Origin of the sequence: Erwinia mallotivora, assembly GCF_000590885.1 — a bacterium.
Lineage (GTDB): Bacteria > Pseudomonadota > Gammaproteobacteria > Enterobacterales > Enterobacteriaceae > Erwinia > Erwinia mallotivora.
In genome coordinates, this window is sequence record NZ_JFHN01000060.1 from 24,805 (window position 1) to 42,362 (window position 17,558).

The 17,558-nt window shown below is 51.5% G+C and carries 18 protein-coding genes; all 18 read left to right on the forward strand.

Annotated features, from left to right (window positions below; translation table 11 throughout):
* Positions 1 to 16 precede the first annotated feature (16 nt).
* On the forward strand, positions 17 to 1,252 hold the full coding sequence (locus BG55_RS15890) for a DotU family type VI secretion system protein (protein WP_034939520.1): 1,236 nt from the start codon (positions 17 to 19) through the stop codon (positions 1,250 to 1,252).
* A gap of 3 nt (positions 1,253 to 1,255) precedes the next feature.
* Positions 1,256 to 4,876, forward strand: a complete 3,621-nt coding sequence (tssM, locus tag BG55_RS15895; protein WP_034939523.1) for a type VI secretion system membrane subunit TssM — start codon at positions 1,256 to 1,258, stop codon at positions 4,874 to 4,876.
* A gap of 16 nt (positions 4,877 to 4,892) precedes the next feature.
* Positions 4,893 to 5,603 (forward strand): type VI secretion system-associated protein TagF, encoded by a 711-nt coding sequence (tagF, locus tag BG55_RS15900; RefSeq protein ID WP_034939525.1) that lies wholly within the window; start codon positions 4,893 to 4,895, stop codon positions 5,601 to 5,603.
* Between the two features lie 15 nt (positions 5,604 to 5,618).
* Complete coding sequence (gene tssA / locus BG55_RS15905) at positions 5,619 to 6,638, forward strand: type VI secretion system protein TssA (RefSeq protein WP_034939527.1); 1,020 nt, start codon at positions 5,619 to 5,621, stop codon at positions 6,636 to 6,638.
* A 47-nt stretch (positions 6,639 to 6,685) separates the two neighbouring features.
* Positions 6,686 to 7,210, forward strand: a complete 525-nt coding sequence (gene tssB, locus BG55_RS15910) for a type VI secretion system contractile sheath small subunit (RefSeq protein ID WP_034939529.1) — start codon at positions 6,686 to 6,688, stop codon at positions 7,208 to 7,210.
* A gap of 3 nt (positions 7,211 to 7,213) precedes the next feature.
* Positions 7,214 to 8,713, forward strand: coding sequence for a type VI secretion system contractile sheath large subunit (gene tssC, locus BG55_RS15915; protein WP_034939531.1), 1,500 nt, complete (start codon positions 7,214 to 7,216; stop codon positions 8,711 to 8,713).
* A 415-nt stretch (positions 8,714 to 9,128) separates the two neighbouring features.
* A complete protein-coding gene (locus tag BG55_RS15920; RefSeq protein WP_034939534.1) occupies positions 9,129 to 9,611 on the forward strand; it encodes an Hcp family type VI secretion system effector in 483 nt (160 codons plus the stop codon).
* Positions 9,612 to 9,662: 51 nt separating this feature from the next.
* Positions 9,663 to 10,154, forward strand: coding sequence for a type VI secretion system amidase effector protein Tae4 (locus BG55_RS15925; RefSeq protein ID WP_034939535.1), 492 nt, complete (start codon positions 9,663 to 9,665; stop codon positions 10,152 to 10,154).
* Positions 10,151 to 10,507: a T6SS amidase immunity protein Tai4 family protein gene (locus BG55_RS15930; RefSeq protein WP_034939538.1), complete on the forward strand. Its 357-nt coding sequence runs from the start codon at positions 10,151 to 10,153 to the stop codon at positions 10,505 to 10,507. Before BG55_RS15925 ends, BG55_RS15930 begins: the two co-directional genes overlap by 4 nt.
* 89 nt (positions 10,508 to 10,596) lie before the next feature.
* Complete coding sequence (locus BG55_RS15935) at positions 10,597 to 11,163, forward strand: hypothetical protein (RefSeq protein WP_034939539.1); 567 nt, start codon at positions 10,597 to 10,599, stop codon at positions 11,161 to 11,163.
* A gap of 204 nt (positions 11,164 to 11,367) precedes the next feature.
* Positions 11,368 to 11,973, forward strand: a complete 606-nt coding sequence (locus BG55_RS15940; protein WP_034939542.1) for a hypothetical protein — start codon at positions 11,368 to 11,370, stop codon at positions 11,971 to 11,973.
* A 197-nt stretch (positions 11,974 to 12,170) separates the two neighbouring features.
* Complete coding sequence (locus BG55_RS15945; RefSeq protein ID WP_034939543.1) at positions 12,171 to 13,163, forward strand: hypothetical protein; 993 nt, start codon at positions 12,171 to 12,173, stop codon at positions 13,161 to 13,163.
* A gap of 614 nt (positions 13,164 to 13,777) precedes the next feature.
* Entirely contained in the window at positions 13,778 to 14,143 is a 366-nt protein-coding gene (locus BG55_RS15955) for a hypothetical protein (protein ID WP_052018909.1), read from the forward strand.
* 204 nt (positions 14,144 to 14,347) lie between these two features.
* The gene (locus BG55_RS15960; protein ID WP_152542815.1) at positions 14,348 to 14,650 is read left to right on the forward strand and encodes a hypothetical protein; all 303 of its coding nucleotides are present in this window, start codon (positions 14,348 to 14,350) and stop codon (positions 14,648 to 14,650) included.
* A complete protein-coding gene (locus tag BG55_RS15965; RefSeq protein WP_152542817.1) occupies positions 14,622 to 15,017 on the forward strand; it encodes a hypothetical protein in 396 nt (131 codons plus the stop codon). The genes BG55_RS15960 and BG55_RS15965 overlap by 29 nt, the downstream gene beginning before the upstream one ends.
* A 264-nt stretch (positions 15,018 to 15,281) precedes the next feature.
* On the forward strand, positions 15,282 to 15,650 hold the full coding sequence (locus BG55_RS15970; protein WP_034939551.1) for a hypothetical protein: 369 nt from the start codon (positions 15,282 to 15,284) through the stop codon (positions 15,648 to 15,650).
* A 168-nt stretch (positions 15,651 to 15,818) separates the two neighbouring features.
* Complete coding sequence (locus BG55_RS15975) at positions 15,819 to 16,220, forward strand: lysozyme inhibitor LprI family protein (protein WP_034939570.1); 402 nt, start codon at positions 15,819 to 15,821, stop codon at positions 16,218 to 16,220.
* 238 nt (positions 16,221 to 16,458) lie between these two features.
* A partial coding sequence (locus BG55_RS15980) for an FHA domain-containing protein (protein WP_152542819.1) occupies positions 16,459 to 17,558 on the forward strand: 1,100 nt, incomplete at its 3' end.

Below are 17,558 nucleotides of genomic sequence, written 5' to 3' on the forward strand. Positions count from 1 at the left end.
GCAGGGAGCAAGGATCATGCAGGAACGACAGGCCACCCCGCAGGGTGACATCTTTTCAGGCGCCAGCAGCAACAACCCGCTGGTTGCGGCGGCAAACGCCTTACTTAACGCCATTCCACAAATTCGCCACTCGGTGACCCATGCCGATCCGGGCGGCTTGCGTCAGCGGCTGATTGACGAAATGCGCCAGTTTGAAATGAACTGTCAGCGCGCCGGTCTGCCCTATGAAGTGATCATTGGCGCTCGCTACTGCCTGTGCACCGCACTGGATGAAGCGGCGGCGCTGACCCCGTGGGGCAGCCGTGGCGTCTGGCCGGGGCAGGGCCTGCTGGTCACCTTTCACAACGAAACCTGGGGCGGCGAGAAGTTCTTTCAGCTGCTGGCCCGCCTGTCACAAAACCCCCGCGAGCAGATTGTTCTGCTGGAGCTGATTAACTACTGCCTGCAACTGGGTTTTGAAGGTCGCTACCGGGTGCTGGACAACGGGCGTTCACAGCTGGAAACCATCAAGCAGCGCCTGCTACAGATGATCCGTTCGGTGCGTGGCGGCTATGCCCCGCCGCTCTCTCCCCATCCTGAAGACCACCCGGTTACCCGCAAGCTGTGGCGTCCGGTGGTGCCGCTGTGGGCCTGCGCCGCGCTGGTTGGCTTCCTTGCCTGCCTGTTTTACATCCTGCTCAACTGGCGACTGGGCGATGCCACCCGCCCGGTGCTGGCTTCGGTCTGGCAGATGCCTCTGCCGGAAGTGACCATCCAGAACCCCGCACCGCCAGCGCCAGCGGCACTGAATCTGAAAGGCTTCCTGCGCCCGGAAATCGAACAGGGACTGGTCTCGGTGAAAGACGAAGCGGATCAAAGCGTGGTGACGCTGAAAGGCGATGGCCTGTTCACCTCCGGCTCTACCGCCGTGCGTGGACGCTATGAAGAGGTGCTGGATCGCGTGGCTCAGGCGATGAACAACGTCAGTGGCCGCATTCTGGTGATTGGCTACAGCGATAATGTGCCGATTCGCAGCGCGCGCTTCGCCTCTAACTATGAGCTGTCGCTGGCCCGCGCCCAGTCTGTTCAGGAACGTCTGCAACAGCATCTCAGCCAGCCGCAACGGGTGAAAGCCGAAGGCCGGGGCGAAACCAATCCGCTGGTGCCAAACACCACGGCTGAAAATCGTGCCCGCAACCGCCGTGTGGATATCACGCTGCTGGTTTCGCCGCAGAACACCCGTGCAGAACTGAACGTGCAGCAAGGAAATTAACGGATGATGAATATTCTCTTTGCCATCATGACCAACCGGTTGCTGTGGGGCTTTGTTGGCATCACCGCGCTTTCGTTCATCATCTGGGTGATTGGGCCGGTCTTCTCGATTGTTGATTCCCGTCCGCTGGAGCCGGAAGTCAACCGCCAGATCAGTATCGCGCTGCTTTACATCGCCTGGGGGCTGAGCAATCTGGTGCCGCGCCTGTACAACGCCTGGCTTAACCGCAAACTGATGGGCAGCCTGAAAAATGCGCCGGAAGAGGGTGGCGATAACGATCGTAAGCGGCTGACCAATGAAGACAGGGTGCTGGCCGAGCGCTTTACCGAAGCGGCAGAGATGCTGAAAAAGGCGCACTTCAGCCGCGCCGGTAACCGTCGCTGGACCCAGCGCTTCAGCCGTCAGTACCTCTACCAGCTGCCCTGGTACGTCATTATCGGTGCGCCGGGCGCAGGGAAAACCACCGCGCTGGTTAATTCCGGATTGCAGTTCCCGTTGGCGGAACGCTTTGGTAAAGCGGCGCTGAGAGGTATTGGCGGCACGCGCAACTGCGACTGGTGGTTTACCAACGAAGCGGTGCTGCTGGATACGGCTGGTCGCTACACCACCCAGGAAAGCGAACAGCAGCAGGACGCCAGCGAGTGGAACAACTTCATCGGGCTGCTGCGTAAATACCGTGGTCGCCAGCCGATTAACGGCGTGATTGTCACCGTCAGTGTCTCCGACCTGCTGAGCCAGTCGGCGGAAGCATCGCGCCAGCAGGCGCTGTTGCTGCGTCAACGTCTGATGGAGCTGCACGAGCAGTTAGGCATCCGTTTCCCGGTTTATGTACTGGTCACCAAAACCGACCTGCTGAAAGGCTTCCGGGCTTACTTCGCGAAATTCGACAAGGCGCAGCGCGACCAGGTGTGGGGATTTACCTTCCCGTGGGAGCGGTCTAAACATGCCGATTTCGATCTGCAAAGCGCCTTCACCCAGGAGTACGCGCTGCTTCAGCAGCGGCTGGATGCCGGACTGCCTGACACCCTGTTGCAGGAAAGCGATGGTAAAGCCCGTGCGGAAAGCTTCCTGTTTCCTCAGGAGTTCGCCGCGCTGCGCACCCTGCTGGCTGACTATCTGGAGACGGTATTTGCCCGTTCCAACTTTGAAACGCAGTTCTCACCGCGTGGCATTTACTTTGCCAGCGGCACGCAGGAAGGGCTGCCGTTCGACCGGGTAATGGGCGAACTGAGCCGTGCGCTGCAACTGCCGCAGGATGAAGGCAGTCACAGCGAAGCCTGGGACAACGTCAATCAAGCGTCCCCCATCCCGGCAAATAAAGGGCAGAGTTTCTTCCTGAAGGATCTGCTGCAAAACGTCATCTTTCAGGAAGCTGGCCTGGCAGGCAGTAACCGCTGGTGGGAGCTGCGCAACCGTGCGGTGCTCTGGTCGGGCTATCTGGCGCTGCTTGCCGCGCTGGTGATTGCCGGTCTGCTGTGGGTGACCAGCTTTGGCAACAACAAAAGCTACCTGGCCGAAGTCGAGGGCAAAGTGCCCAAAGTCACCGGGTTAAGCAAGGCGTTGCAGGCTAACAGTCTGACCGATCTTTACGCGCTGTTGCCGTTCCTCAACGGTGTGCTTGCCCTGCCGGAGAGCGAAGATTTTGACCTTAACGACCCGCCGATAACCCGCCGTATGGGGCTGTATCGCGGCACTGAAGTCAGCGACGCCAGCATGACGCTGTACCAGAAATCGTTAAAGCAGCTGCTGATGCCGCAGGTGGCGCAGTTAATCACCACCTGGCTGCGCAATGACAACGGCAGCGACGCCGATTACAGCTATGAGGCGCTGAAGGCGTATCAGATGCTCTATCAGCCGAAGCACTACGACGGTAAATTTCTGCATGCCTGGGTGATGCTCAACATTCAACGTAATCAGCCGCAGAACATCACCTCGGCGCAGATCAAACAGCTGGACTGGCACCTGATGCAACTGCTGGAAACCCAGATCCAGGCCTCGCCGTATGCCAGGGACGACAACCTGGTAAAGCGCGAGCAGGCGCTGATTAATCAGATGCCGCTGTCGCAGCGCGTTTACGGACGCCTGAAGCGCCTGCTGGAACACGACGACAGCCTGAAGTCGGTGTCGCTGGCGTCACTGGGTGGCCCGCAAAGCGAACTGGTGTTCTCCCGTAAAAGCGGTAAATCCATCGGTGACGGCATTCCGGGATTATTCACGCCGGAGGGCTACTGGGGCAGCTTTGACAAAAACATCGCGGCGGTAACCGCCTCGCTGCATGACGATGACCAGTGGGTGCTGGGCGGCCAGGTGCAGGGTGAGAACAAGCAGCAGACCGACCTTGCGGTGCGCCAGCTGTATATGGCGGATTACATGCGGCAGTGGGACAGCCTGTTGCAGGATATCACCCTGAACAGCAGCGCCGATCTCTCCCAGCGCATCAACGCGGCGCGGCTGCTTTCCAGTACCAATTCGCCGCTGCGTAGGCTGGTGATTAATCTCAGCCACTATCTGGTGCTGGATAAAGCGGTGCCGGTGGATGACAAAGCGCAGAAAAAAGAGAGCGCCTCTGACAGCAGCGCCAGCAGCACGCTGGCGGCACTGTTCCACTCCAGCCAGGCGGCAACCGCCGCCAGCCAGCAGCAGCAAACGCCGGAGCAGTCAGTAATGGCTCACTTCGCGCCGATTATTGAGCTGGCACAGCCGCTGGACAAGGGCGGAAAAACCATCGCCTTTGATGATTTTCTCAAGCAAATCGACGATCTCTACCGCTACCTGACTGCGGTACAGGATGCGGCCAACAGCGGGATGCCGCCACCGGCCGGTGACTCTATCAGCCGCCTTCAGGCCAGCGCCGGACGGCTGCCTGGCTCATTGCAGAACATGTTTACCAGCATGGCGGTGGGGGCCAGCAGCGATACCCGCCTGCGCGATCTTGACAACGTGCGCAAGCGCATCAACGTGGAAGTGGGCAGCTTCTGTCGGCAGGCGATTGCCGGTCGCTACCCGCTGTCGCGCGCCGGACGTTCAGAAGTCACCCCGGACGACCTCGCCCGCATGTTCGCGCCGGGCACTGGCCTGATGGACAGCTTCTTCCGTGACAATCTGGCTAACAAAGTCGATACCACGCAGGCCAACTGGCGCTTTACGCCGGGGATTGATGGCAAGACCCTGCCGGGCGGCGAAAGCGTGCTGCGTCCGTTCCAGCAGGCACAAAGCATCCGCGATGCCTTCTTCGCCAACGGCGCGACCACGCCGTCATTCCGCGTCACCGTCCGCACCCGTGAAATGGACAATAATATTCTGACCATGACGCTGGATGTGGACGGCCAGCAGCTGCGTTACAGCCACGGACCGCAGGCGGTCCAGCTGGTGAGCTGGCCGGGACCGGGCGGCACCAGTCAGGTCCGTATGCAGCTGGGGCTGGCTGACGGCACCACCGCGACGCTGGTGACCAACGGTGCCTGGGCGTTAAACCGTTTCTTCGACCGTGCGCAGCTGTCAGCGGGCAGCAGCAGCCTGAGCCGTCAGGCGGCTTTCAACGTTAACGGTCACCGTGTGACGCTGGAGTTCACGCCAAACAGCATCCGTAATCCGTTCCAGCTTCCTGGGTTCTCATGCCCCTAACCGCAAGGAAATGATGATGAGCCAGACACCTGCGATTGGCTGGTACGGGAAATTACCCAGTGCCGGTGATTTCCTTAAGCGACGTTTTCCTGAAACGCTCTGGCAGCAGTGGACCCAGTGGTTTCAGGTGGGACTGCTTAACTGGCAGAAAAACGAGCAAGAGCATCCGGAAAATGAAAAGCAGTTCAGCAATGCGCCAGTGTGGAATTTCGTGGTGCCGCCTATGCTGGGGAGCCAGCTGGTGCAGATGGGCTGCCTGCTTCCGGCGCGTGACAACGTCGGGCGACAGTATCCGGTTTGCGCGCTGCTGACCTTCTCACCGCAACACTGGAGCTGGTCGCGGCTGGCGCTGGCGGGCGAGTGGTATCAGCAGCTGGGCCGCAGCCTGCTGCACGCGGTGCGCAACAACTACTCTGCGGAGCAGCTCGACCAGATGCTGCTCAGCATCGCGCCGCCGGTGGTGCCGGAGCAGGAGGTGGCATCTGACATTCTGGATGTGATTGGTCACGCTGACCGGCCTGTCACCCTCAGCTGGCCGCAGGTGGCGGACAGCTTTGATCCGCAACAGTACAGCAGTTTCTGGTGGACCAATCAGACCGATGGCTATCCGCTTTACACCCACGTGCACAGCGGCAACTTCACCAGCCAGCTGTTCTCAATGCTGTTCTTCCCGGCTGCGGGTGCCAAACCCGGACGTCATGGCCTTTATCCACCGATGTTTGAGTAACTGAGCATGAACACCATGAATATTGATGCGTTACTTGCGCCCGTCAGCAGTGAACACCCCTGCGGTGAAAATCTGGAATATGACGCCGATTACATGGCGATGGAGCAGGCCAGCGCGGGTAAAGCGGAGCAGCAGTTTGGCGACACTATCATCCCCGCTGAACCGGCGGACTGGAACAAAGTGGAGCGGCTGGCCCTTGACCTGCTGAGCCGCAGCAAGGACTTACGGGTGATGCTGGTGCTGACCCGCGCCTGGACCCAGCTGCGCGGGTTGCCTGGCTACGCCAGCGGCCTGCAACTGATTCAGCAATCGCTGTTGCTCTATTGGGAACCGCTGTGGCCGCTGCTGGAAGAGGACGGAGAACGCGACCCCTTCTACCGTATTAATGCGCTGGCGGCGCTGGGTGATAAGTCAGCGCTCACATCTGCGGTGCGGCAGGCTCCGTTACTGCGCAGTGCCTCTGACCAGTTGTCTCTGCGTGACGCCAGTGCGTTGCTCGACGGCAGTAAAACCGAGTGTCCGGAATTTCCCGGCGGTCGCGCCCGTCTGACCGATGAGCTGGCGCGCGGCGAACAGCCCGGCATTGCGGCAATCATCAGCATAAGTGAGCGGTTGCAAACTATTCGTGAAACCCTGACCGAACAGCTGGGTGAAAGCGGCGTACCGGAGATGGAACAGCTGCTGAAGACGGTCAATATCATTGCCGCATCCTGCGAAGCGACCGACCTGAGCAGCCTGATCCCGACCTTATCTGCCCAGCCAGAGGCCAGCAGTGCAGAGGCTCCGGCATCCCGGCCGGTGGTGCAGAAAGAAGCCGACTGGCGCAGCGTTAAACCGACATCACGGGCCGATGCTCAGCTGATGCTGGAAAAAGTAAAGCAGTACTTTGTGCAGCACGAGCCAAGCCATCCGGCTCCGCTGATGATTGACCGCGTACAACGGATGATTGAAATGGACTTTATGGACATTATCCGCGACCTCGCGCCTGACGGCGTCCATCAACTGGAAAACATTTTCGGACGCCGCGACAACTGAGCCGCCGCGTTTACTGACACACACCTCACCTGACTTCGGAGAACAGCATGGCAGGCAAATCCAGTGGGCAAAAATTTATCGCCCGTAACCGCGCACCGCGTGTACAGATCGAGTATGACGTGGAGATCTATGGTGCGGAACGCAAAATCCAGCTGCCGTTTGTGATGGGCGTGCTGGCCGACCTGGTTGGCAAGCCGGTTGAAGGGCTGCCATCCGTTGACGAACGTAAATTCCTTGAAATTGATATCGACAATTTCGACGAGCGGATGAAATCCCTTAAGCCGCGCGTGGCGTTTCAGGCGGATAACACCCTGACCGGCGAAGGTCGTCTGAATGTCGATCTCACCTTTAACAGCATGGAAGACTTCTCGCCGGACGCGGTGGCCCGCAACGTTGAGCCGCTAAGCAAGCTGTTGGATGCCCGCACCCAGCTTTCCAACCTGCTGACCTATATGGACGGCAAAAACGGGGCGGAAGAGCTGATCTCTAAAATCCTTCAGGATCCGACGCTGCTTAAATCACTGAGCCATCTGCCAAAACAGGAAGACGCGGCCAAAGGTGAGGAGGAGTAACCGATGAGCAATCCATCACAACAGCAACAGCCGCAGGAACAGCAGGGCTGGGCGCAGGATGAATTCAGCGCGCTGCTGAACAAAGAGTTCCGTCCCAAAACCGACTCTGCCCGCTCGGCGGTGGAAAGTGCGGTAAAAACCCTGGCACAGCAGGCGCTGGAAAACACCGTTACCGTCTCTAACGACGCCTATCGCACCATTCAGGCGCTGATCGCGGAGATTGACGAAAAGCTCTCTAAGCAGGTTAACGAAATTATTCACCATGAAGATTTCCAGAAACTGGAAGGCGCATGGCGTGGCCTGAGCTACCTGGTGAATAACACCGAAACCGACGAGATGCTGAAAATCCGCTTTATGAGCATCTCCAAGCAGGAACTGGGCCGCACCCTGAAGCGTTACAAAGGGGTGGGCTGGGATCAAAGCCCGATCTTCAAGAAAATCTACGAAGAAGAGTACGGCCAGTTCGGCGGCGAGCCATTTGGCTGCCTGGTGGGCGATTACTACTTTGACCACAGCCCGCAGGACGTTGAGCTGCTGGGTGAGATGGCGCGGATTGGCGCGGCCTCTCACTGTCCGTTTATCACCGGCACCGGGCCGGGTGTGATGCAAATGGAGTCCTGGCAGGAGCTGGCAAACCCACGCGACCTGACCAAAATTTTCCAGAACAGCGAATACGCCGCCTGGCGCAGTCTGCGTGAGTCGGAAGATGCCCGTTATCTGGGGCTGGTGATGCCGCGTTTCCTTGCTCGTCTGCCGTACGGCATTCGCAGCAATCCGGTTGACAGCTTTGATTTTGAAGAAGAAACCGACGGCGCTAACCACAGCAACTACACCTGGACCAACGCGGCCTATGCGATGGCGGCCAACATCAACCGCTCATTTAAAGAGTACGGCTGGTGTACCTCGATCCGTGGCGTGGAGTCGGGCGGTGCGGTAGAAAATCTGCCCTGCCACACCTTCCCAAGCGACGACGGCGGCGTGGATATGAAATGCCCGACCGAAATCGCCATCAGCGACCGCCGCGAAGCGGAACTGGCGAAAAATGGCTTTATGCCGCTGGTGCACCGTAAAAACTCTGACTTCGCCGCCTTTATTGGTGCGCAGTCGTTGCAGAAACCGGCGGAGTATCACGACCCGGACGCCACGGCCAACGCCCGTCTGGCCTCGCGCCTGCCGTACCTGTTCGCCTGCTGCCGCTTTGCGCACTACCTGAAGTGCATCGTGCGCGACAAGATCGGCTCTTTCCGCGAGCGTGACGAAATGGAACGCTGGCTGAACGACTGGGTGATGAACTATGTCGATGGTGACCCGGCTAACTCCTCGCAGGAAACCAAATCCCGCAAGCCGCTGGCCTCAGCGGAAGTGCAGGTGGAAGAGATCGAGGACAACCCAGGCTATTACGCGGCCAAATTCTTCCTGCGTCCGCACTACCAGCTGGAAGGTCTGACCGTATCGCTGCGTCTGGTTTCCAAACTGCCATCGCTGAAAGCGGATAACGCGTAATTCAGATTAAAAGGTCACGAGTCTTTTTCATTACGGTAAATAAGGACGACGTTATTCGTCCGGTTTATTCCCGCATTAAATAAGGCGAATTTATTTATTCGCCGTTAATCCGCAGAGGTGTTCACCAATGAACACCTCTGCGTACTCTCTGAATAATCCTTGTAGCGAGCGATATTCAGGAGCAAGGCAGAGGTAAAATATGGACTGTTTTATTCAGCCCCATGCTTTCCTGTTTGCCATATCAGTGCTTTATACCCGTCATACTTCAAGTTACAGGTGCGTTGGCTGCGTTCACTCACCCGAATCACTTACCTGAGTAAGCTCATCGGGATTCGTTCGCTTGCCGCCTTCCTGTAACACGAATTATTTAGGGTATATCTAAAGCAAAATATCAATTAAAGAAGAGAAGATAATTATGGCTATTGATATGTTTATGAAGGTTGACGGTGTGACCGGCGAGTCTAAAGACTCAAACCACACCGGCTGGACAGATATTACTTCTTTCTCCTGGGGCGCATCTCAGCCAGGTAATATGGCGGTTGGCGGCGGCGGCGGTGCCGGTAAAGTTAATTTTAACGACCTGCACGTCAATGCGCTGATCGACAAGTCAGTGACGGCAATCCTGAAAAACTGCGCCAGTGGTAAACATCTGGCGAAAGTTGAAGTGTCAGTGTGCAAAGCCGGCGGCACTCAGGTTGAGTACGCGCGCATCACGCTGGAAGACGTGCTGGTCACCACCGTTAACTACAACGGCTCCAGCAACGGCGACACGCTGGGCATGACCTACTCATTCCAGGCCTCTAAAGTGAAACAGCAGTACTGGGAACAGAGTTCTTCCGGCGGTAAAGGTGCAGAGAGCACCGCTGGCTGGAATGTTAAAGAGAATAAAGAAGCGTAATTGCAATCTTAGAAACCTCCTCGTTGAGCAGGTTTAACAGTGAGGTTAACGATGACAGCAAACAGGCCAATGTTTGCCGCAGCATGGAACAGATTTATTGAAGTAAATGTTTCTGTTGAGAAGGTAGGTAATTTACTGGGAGGGAAGGTTGGAGCCAATATTTCCTCTGGTGTGTTTCAGAATGCGTGCCCTATTCGAATGAGCTATGTTCTCAATTATAGTGGTGTTCCGATCCCGGCGAATAACCGATATGCAACGGTGTCGGGAAAGGATAATAAAAGGTATATGTATCGTGTAAACGATATGATGGATTTTCTGGTGGCAACGTTTGGCAAGCCCGAACTGACGAATCCTGCTCCGACACCTGATGCTTTTAACGGTAAACAGGGCATCATAGTTTTTCAGGGAAATGGATGGAGTAATGCCAGAGGTCACGTCACGTTATGGAACGGTAATATTTGTGCTGATGCTTGTCATTTCCTTGGTGGTGCAGAAAATGGTAATTTTGTTCCAACTATCGCTTCACTATGGACGCTGAAATGAAAAAGTTTTTGATTATTACTTTGCTCGTGTCACCATTGGCGTTTGCTGTAGTTCCACCGAAAATGGATTCATTCACCCAGCCTCAGATTTTCCAAAACTGGCTCCAGAATCGCTGTGTAGGGAAAATTACTCAGGATAAGTCATTAAAAGATGATGCTTTTAAAAGTGCTTCTGCATGGTTAGAAGTCAGTCATCTACCTGTTGATGCTTTTAATGACGGTGACAGGTTAATTGATGAGTATTTAAAAATGAATTTAACTGGTTCAGTTAAAGCTGATTTTAAAGTACTTAAATGTAGTTTGCTGTCAAACAGTGAAGAGCAGAAAACAATTTATTCTAAGTATAGTAAGTAGTCTTTCAGTTCCATTATGTACAAGAGAATGTCTTCGGTGAAGTTATGATTTTTACTTTCAGAAGTAAAAAAGCAGTAGAGTAGACCGATTTGAAAAATAAAATGATGGCTGTTTATTTTCTGATTTTATTATTTTCAACAAACATTGCATCGGCATCAGCAATATTACAGAAATTCGATTCGGCTCCTTTAAAACAGCAAATAATTGAAAGTGTAAAGGCTGATAAAGTGACGAATGTCAAGCTGATTGGAAATCAGTCATTTTCAGTTAGTAAAAATGATAATTTAATCGGTTTTATTATTCCGCTAAAAGGCAAACTAAAAGAGATGCAATCTGTCTGCATGATTGCATGGTCACAGGACGGAAAGAAACTGACAAATCTTATTAGCACCGTTGGATTTGGGGACTGGCAGTCCGTTACCTGTGCTGGTGTTAATGCCGTTGGAGTTGTATCAGGAAAAGAAAGTTCGGATATCAAAATAGGTGTTATTTATCATACTATGACGCGATTCAATGACAGTTATGACTATTATATACTGGGCGTGGATGAGCAAAAAAGAGCACTTTTTTATGATAAAGAAACAACGGATAAACTTGAAAACTCAACTGCAAAAAATATTCCCGAGCTGAGGCGGGATGTGCAAAATAAAAAGTGAAAAAAGATCGCTAATATGAAGTTAGTCGTGAGTGCTGAATTAAAATTAACCGGGTAGGGTGAATTTTTCAGGCCATATTTATGCCGTTGTTAATCATATATCCAGAACGCCCGTATTATTAAATGCGATCAGAATTAAAATTGATAAAAATTTGCGTATCACTATAACGGACCGGGATCTAAAGATAAAAGCTATGATACGCAGATGGTGACTAACTATGATTATGCACGACATCATTTTTTAGAGATCAGCATGAAAGTTATCAAAATAGCTTTTGCCTTAATGTGTTCAGTTAGTAGTACCTTTGTTATTGCAGGCGTCACTCTTAACGTTTCTGGATCTGCCGCCGGTTATACTGCCCTGACGGCAAAAGCGGTAGAGGCAGGACTGGCGAATGTGAAAATTGACTCTCAACAAACGTTTGATGTTATTGAGCAGGGTAAGAAGTTGGGTACGCTGGTTCAAGGTAAGGGATGGGTAAGAGATGTGCATCCGGTCTGTTTTGTTGCCTGGATAACTAATAATCAGCATATTAGTTACTATATGGAAACTATTGGTGTTGGGGACTGGGAAACGGCTGACTGTGATGATGTAGAATCTGTCGGTTTCATCTCAAAACCGCAAGACAGTGAAAAAAGAATTGCGGTAATTTATTCTGTTGATACCCAAGGACAGACTGCTAATAACTACGTTATTTTTGGTCTGAAAAACAAGAATGAAATATTTTATGATGAAAAAACGACGGTTCGTTTTCAAAATTCTTATCTGAAGACTTTTTCGGCGCTCAGGAAAAGTTATCAGGGAAGATAATTTTGTTGTTTTTTTGAATAAATCTAAATGTATGAATCAGATTTTTAAATTTGATAATTAATATAAAGCATGAAAAAAACTATTTATAATATCGATTATTCAATTATCAATTTACTCTGTCGTAGTCTCAAAAATTTACCAGGCTTTGATTGATTTTCTTCACTGGAAATATCAGTATACCTTTTAAGGAGATAAGTATGCCAATAAACAGTACAGTTGAACCTGGATTTTGTGTTGTTCAGCAACCGGGAACATTAGCCTTCCATGCTCAGGATATTTTTCATAGCAGAAACCCGGAAGCAGCAAAGCTTTTTATGCAGCTAAATAATGATACTCAATGGGTGAAACCTGGTCAGATATTAATCGTTGCCGACCCTGAGAATAAAAATCAGCAGCATCAGATAAGAACGCTACAGGCAGCCAAAGGCAAAGTTAATTTGGCACTGGCGACAACCGATACACCTACAGCCAGTTTTATTAACGATCACTACGCGGTTATTGCAGCTTTAACATCATGGGGAGATAAAGCGAGCGGAATGATTGGTGATGCAGGGGAAAAATATTTTTCTCAAATCGAATCAACTTTAAAGAGAATCGAGCAAAGCTATCAGAATCAGTTTCGAACTCAAGGTAGCTTAATCAGTCAACAGTTTTTCGCAGAGCGGCAGGCTTTGTTTGCCGAACTGAAACCCTTGCTGAATTCAATCACGAGGCTAAGCCTGAAGTTAAAGAAATATGACAGTCTTAAGACCGCGCTTGGTTTATCAAGCCGCTCAATTGTTCATGACTGGCAAACTGCAGGAGTCGGAGCAATAAAAGGCTATTCTTCCTATATTGAGCGTGCGGCTGGCATAGCAAAATATATGAAAGCAGGTGGATGGGTTGCTATTGGCTTTGCAGGACTAAATACGACAAACGAAGTACACCATGCATGTACAACTGGAAGAGAAGGTGAATGTCGTAAAGTTGCGGTCAGAGAATATACGAAATTTGGTGTTAGTACCGGCACAGGCTATCTGGGAGGCGCCTGGGGAGCTGCAGGTGCAGGAGCTGCCTGCGTTGCTCTGGGTGTTGCAACTGCCGGGGCAGGGCTTCTGGCCTGTTCTGTACTCGGCGCGGCCGCGGGCGGTTATGTTGGAAGTGAAATTGGTAGTTCTGGTACCGACTATATGATGGATAAGCTTCTATGAGCATTGAAAAAATTATTATTTATTTTGTAATTTTTCTGTTCATTTTTTTAATTTTCTCTAATTTTTACGCGGTTTTTCTTTTTAAGAGAAATGAGAAAAAATATGATCTTCTTCTGTCTGAATTTAAACGGAATAATCTTGAGTTAGACACGCTCACTCATTTTTCCTCCTTTATGGGGTTTTTCGCAATTTATCAAAAGATAATATATTTCGTCAGGCTACGTAAAGGTGTAAAAATGTATCGGACGAAAGGCGTGCTGGTGCATAAAGAAGCATACCATTTTATGCAAGCCAGAACATCGGCGGAAATAAAATGGATATTAAAGCTACACAAGTTATATCGTATCATTTTTATTCTGACTGCCTTTTTCTTTATATTGCTCTTTGCACTGGTTCATTTTTTTCATTGATATTTTTTAAATCAGACGTCCTGATGCACAAAAAAACGGGCAGAGATTGGTTTGAAATATAATCTGTTAAACCCTCTCTGATTAACTCAGTAAAGGAAAATATTATGCGTAGGACATTAACTGCGGCTGTCGGCTCCGGCCAGCCTGGTCATGCTGAAGATGTGCGAAAAGTTCAGCAATTATTAAATCTTGTTGCTGATGAAAATGAACAGACCAGTTAATGCCAGATTCAGAGGTTGCCTGATCGCCTCATTACTGTTGATGACAGGTTGTGCTGGCGCAACCTCTGCACCTGACCTCAACCCGGTGGTTAAGCAGGTGAAGATGACCGTTGAGACAGGGAAACTGGTCAGTAACCCTGGCTGCACTGACTATCTTTTTACTCACAATGCAGAGAAGGGCATGGATTTGGTGGATGTTATGGAGAAACACGGTGGCGATTGTCCGGGGGATGTGCCGGTGCAGCATCGTCTTTTCAGCGTGTATGTCGACCAAAAAACAAAACAGATGCTCAGTGACAAGGATGATCCTGAAAGCGGTAATCTGTCTTTGTTGCCACCAGCAAAGTAATTCGTCAGTTTAATCATTCTGGTTATTCTTACTGATGAAAGAAGCTTGCATGCGACCATAGTGAAATTCTAAAAGAAAGATTAATTAAACGTCGCCAGCCGAATAAGATTTCTTTTATAAGCGTATTTATATCAAATCATGAAACTTCTCATTGTGTGTTTTAGTCTGTTAGTCATTTCATCTGCCGCGTATGCCGAACAAAGTGTGGAAGTGTTCGATGGTAAAAAATACCAGGTAAAAATAACCAGCAACTGCGAAGAAGGTGAAATGACCTGTGACAATATTGTCTTTGAATCGAAGAGTAAAAAAAGCGGTAAAAGTATCGTATTAAAGGGCGAGACTGTTAACACAGATTGCCCCGGTGTTTGTAACTTTCGCGGCTATCGTTACAAAAATGGCGACTATAGCTATACCATTTTGAGTAACCAACAGTATAAAAATGTATGGTCCCTTTCAATTATGAAAGGAGATAAAGTTATTGGCATGGATGAGGGTAGCATCAATTAAAATTTTGCTCTCACTGGTTGTTTTCCTAATCGCTGGCATTTGTCTGAATGCCAGCGCAAATGCCGAAAGCACTGAAGTATTCGATGGGGAGCGATTTATCATCACCATAACCGAACATTGCCCCGAAGGCTTTGTCTCTTGTGAGAATGTAACATTCGTTTCTAAAAACAAGAAAACAGGAAGTGGCATCACGCTGAAAGGAAAAACGGTAAATATAAACTGTCCTGCTACCTGCGATTTTCGTGGTTATGAGTTTAAAAACGGCTTATATACATATTCACTACTTACCAATGATTTTGCTGGCTGGAATTTGAATGTGTTCAAGGGTAATAAACTGCTCTCTACAGATACGGGGAAGATGGAGTGATTTTTTCTGATTCAAGAAAAATAGCTCTGAAAATTGAGCCGATGGCATAATTTCCATGCCTGTTAACGCGAGATTTTAATGAGAAGAGCATTTATATCATTACTCATTTTTTTATCATTCTGTTCTGCGGCCAAAACATCCCTTGTCGCTTTTAATGTCAGTCCTTACCAAAAGTCTCTCTACCACGAAGCGATTAAACACAACATTAACGGTGCTGTGCCACTCAACAGCCAGAGTTTCTCTGTGGTTGTTGAGGGGAAAAAAATGGGTGACTTTATCGCCGGTAAGGGGTTCAACGCGCATGATAATAACGTCTGCTTTGTTGGCTGGTCAGAGAAAAAGCCGACGGTGAAAACGGTGATCCCAACCATTGGTTTTGACGACTGGGAGGCTGAAGTATGCAACGAGACGAAATCAGTGGGTATTGTCTCCAGTGACAAGGATCCCGTCACTAAAATTGCCGTTATCTATCAGGCTGCATCGCCCAATGCCACCGCCGATGAAGCGATCATTTTTTCTGTAGACAGCACAACTCACTATATTGAAATCGATAAAGCGTTAACTGCAAAGGTGGGTTCTTCCGACGCGAAGACCATCAAAGAATTGAAAAAGAAACTGAGTGAGCAGCCCTGATTTATTTCACAAGCTGAGATTATTGCCATAACTCATAATCTCTGTTTATTCCCGTCATATTCAGGTTGCAGATAAAAAGTCATAACTGAGAAAAACAGCATTCAACTTATTCTGGCTACGCTCGTGAAAAAAATTAAAAATCTGTCACCGATAATCATCATTTATACAATGAAAAAATTTTCTTCCTTCTTTATGGCATTCGCGCTGCTGTTCACCGCTCTGGCCGTACAGGCGCAGGAGGATTGCAGTAAAAAAACCATTAGCTGGGCCGTTGATGAATGCTTTGTAAATAACAAAGAGGCCACTGAAAAGGTGCTGAACAGCGAGTATCTGGCGGCGAAGCAGCGCACGGTCGAAGAGTACAGCTATGATGACAAGGTGGTGAAACAGCAGCTGCAAATGATGCTGGATACGCAACGCAACTGGCTGAAATACCGCGAAGGCCAGTGTGAAATGGAAGCCAGCGTGGCAGATAAAAACAGCAACGCCTGGCTCAGCCTGTTGAGTGAATGCATCAATAAGCTGGATAAACAGCGCATCGCCCAGTTTAAAGAGATGCCTTACGGTTAACCGCTGGACGGTGCCGCGCAGCTTTGTTTTTTTCCCGCAGCCCGGGAATATTTCACAATATCTCATCCACCTCGTCGGGTGCCGTTAATGCCACCTGTTATGCGGGTGGGTTTTTTATTTGCCAGTCCGACTGCGGGCAGCGCCCGCGATGCGGGTACAGGCTGATAACCGCCTGCGCCTTGACGCCTGCTGGTACAGGCTCTGACTTCTGCACCCCCTCCGTTATCAGGAAAACGTTATGCGATTTACGATAATAGCGAATAAGCCCGGCCATCAGCCGCCGCAAAGCAGCTGCGATTTCCAGCCGCCGGGCGGCACCATTGGCCGCGGCGTGGATAATAATCTGGTGCTGCCAGACGATGACCGCACAATTTCCCGGTTACAGGCGATTGTGCATATTACGGCGGATGGCGAGTGCCGCATCACCAACCGTGGCAACGTGACGCTGGTGCACCTGAATGATATTCCACTGGAGCGGGGACGGCAGGTGGATTTGCAGGAGGGCGATATCCTCAGTATTGACGATTATCGTTTGCAGGTCAGCGAGCTGACCTCTGCCGCTCCGCCGGTAGCGCGTCCGGCCGCGGTTGCCCGTCCCGTCGCGCCGCAGTCGCCACCGCAGCCTGCCCCAGCTGCCCCTTCGACACCGGCGGCGATCCCCAGTGAAATCTGGGACAGCCTGGCAGAGGAGTTCTCGATCAGCGACAGCCTCTCCAGCCGCAGTAAACCGAAGCAAAGCAGCGCCAACCCGCTGACCGACGCCCCGGCCCCGGATCGTAATCCGGTCGATCCGCTGGCACAGTTTTCCGGGAAAACCGATTCGCTGAACTTTGACCGCCGCCAGCCGCAGCCTGATGCGCTGTTCAATAATGACAACCTGTTCAACAGTGACAGCATTTTTGATGACAGCACCCCCAGCACCTTGATGCAGCAACCCGCGCCCAAAACCGCGTCTGACACGAAAGATGAGATGGATCCACTGGCGCTGTTTGGCGGCGGCAGCAAACCTGCTCAGGTCAACAGCGACGATCCGCTGGGGCTGCTGATGGGGAATGCCGTTCCCTTAACCCCGATGGATCTGCCGCAAAACGCCGCGACGCCACAGCCTGAAGCGACACGACCACAGCCTGAAAAACCCGCCGTTCCGCCTGCTGCCGGGCCGGACAGCGATTTTGATCTTTTTGGTGAAAAGCAGGGTGATGCGGATCTTGCCAGCTCACCGCTGTTTGCCGCCCAGCCAGACGCACTGGCGCAGTCACCGCTGTTCGACGAACCGCCTGCCGCCTCACCGTCCGGTGGCACAGTTACGCCGCCGCCTGAGAGAACGGCAGCCGATAC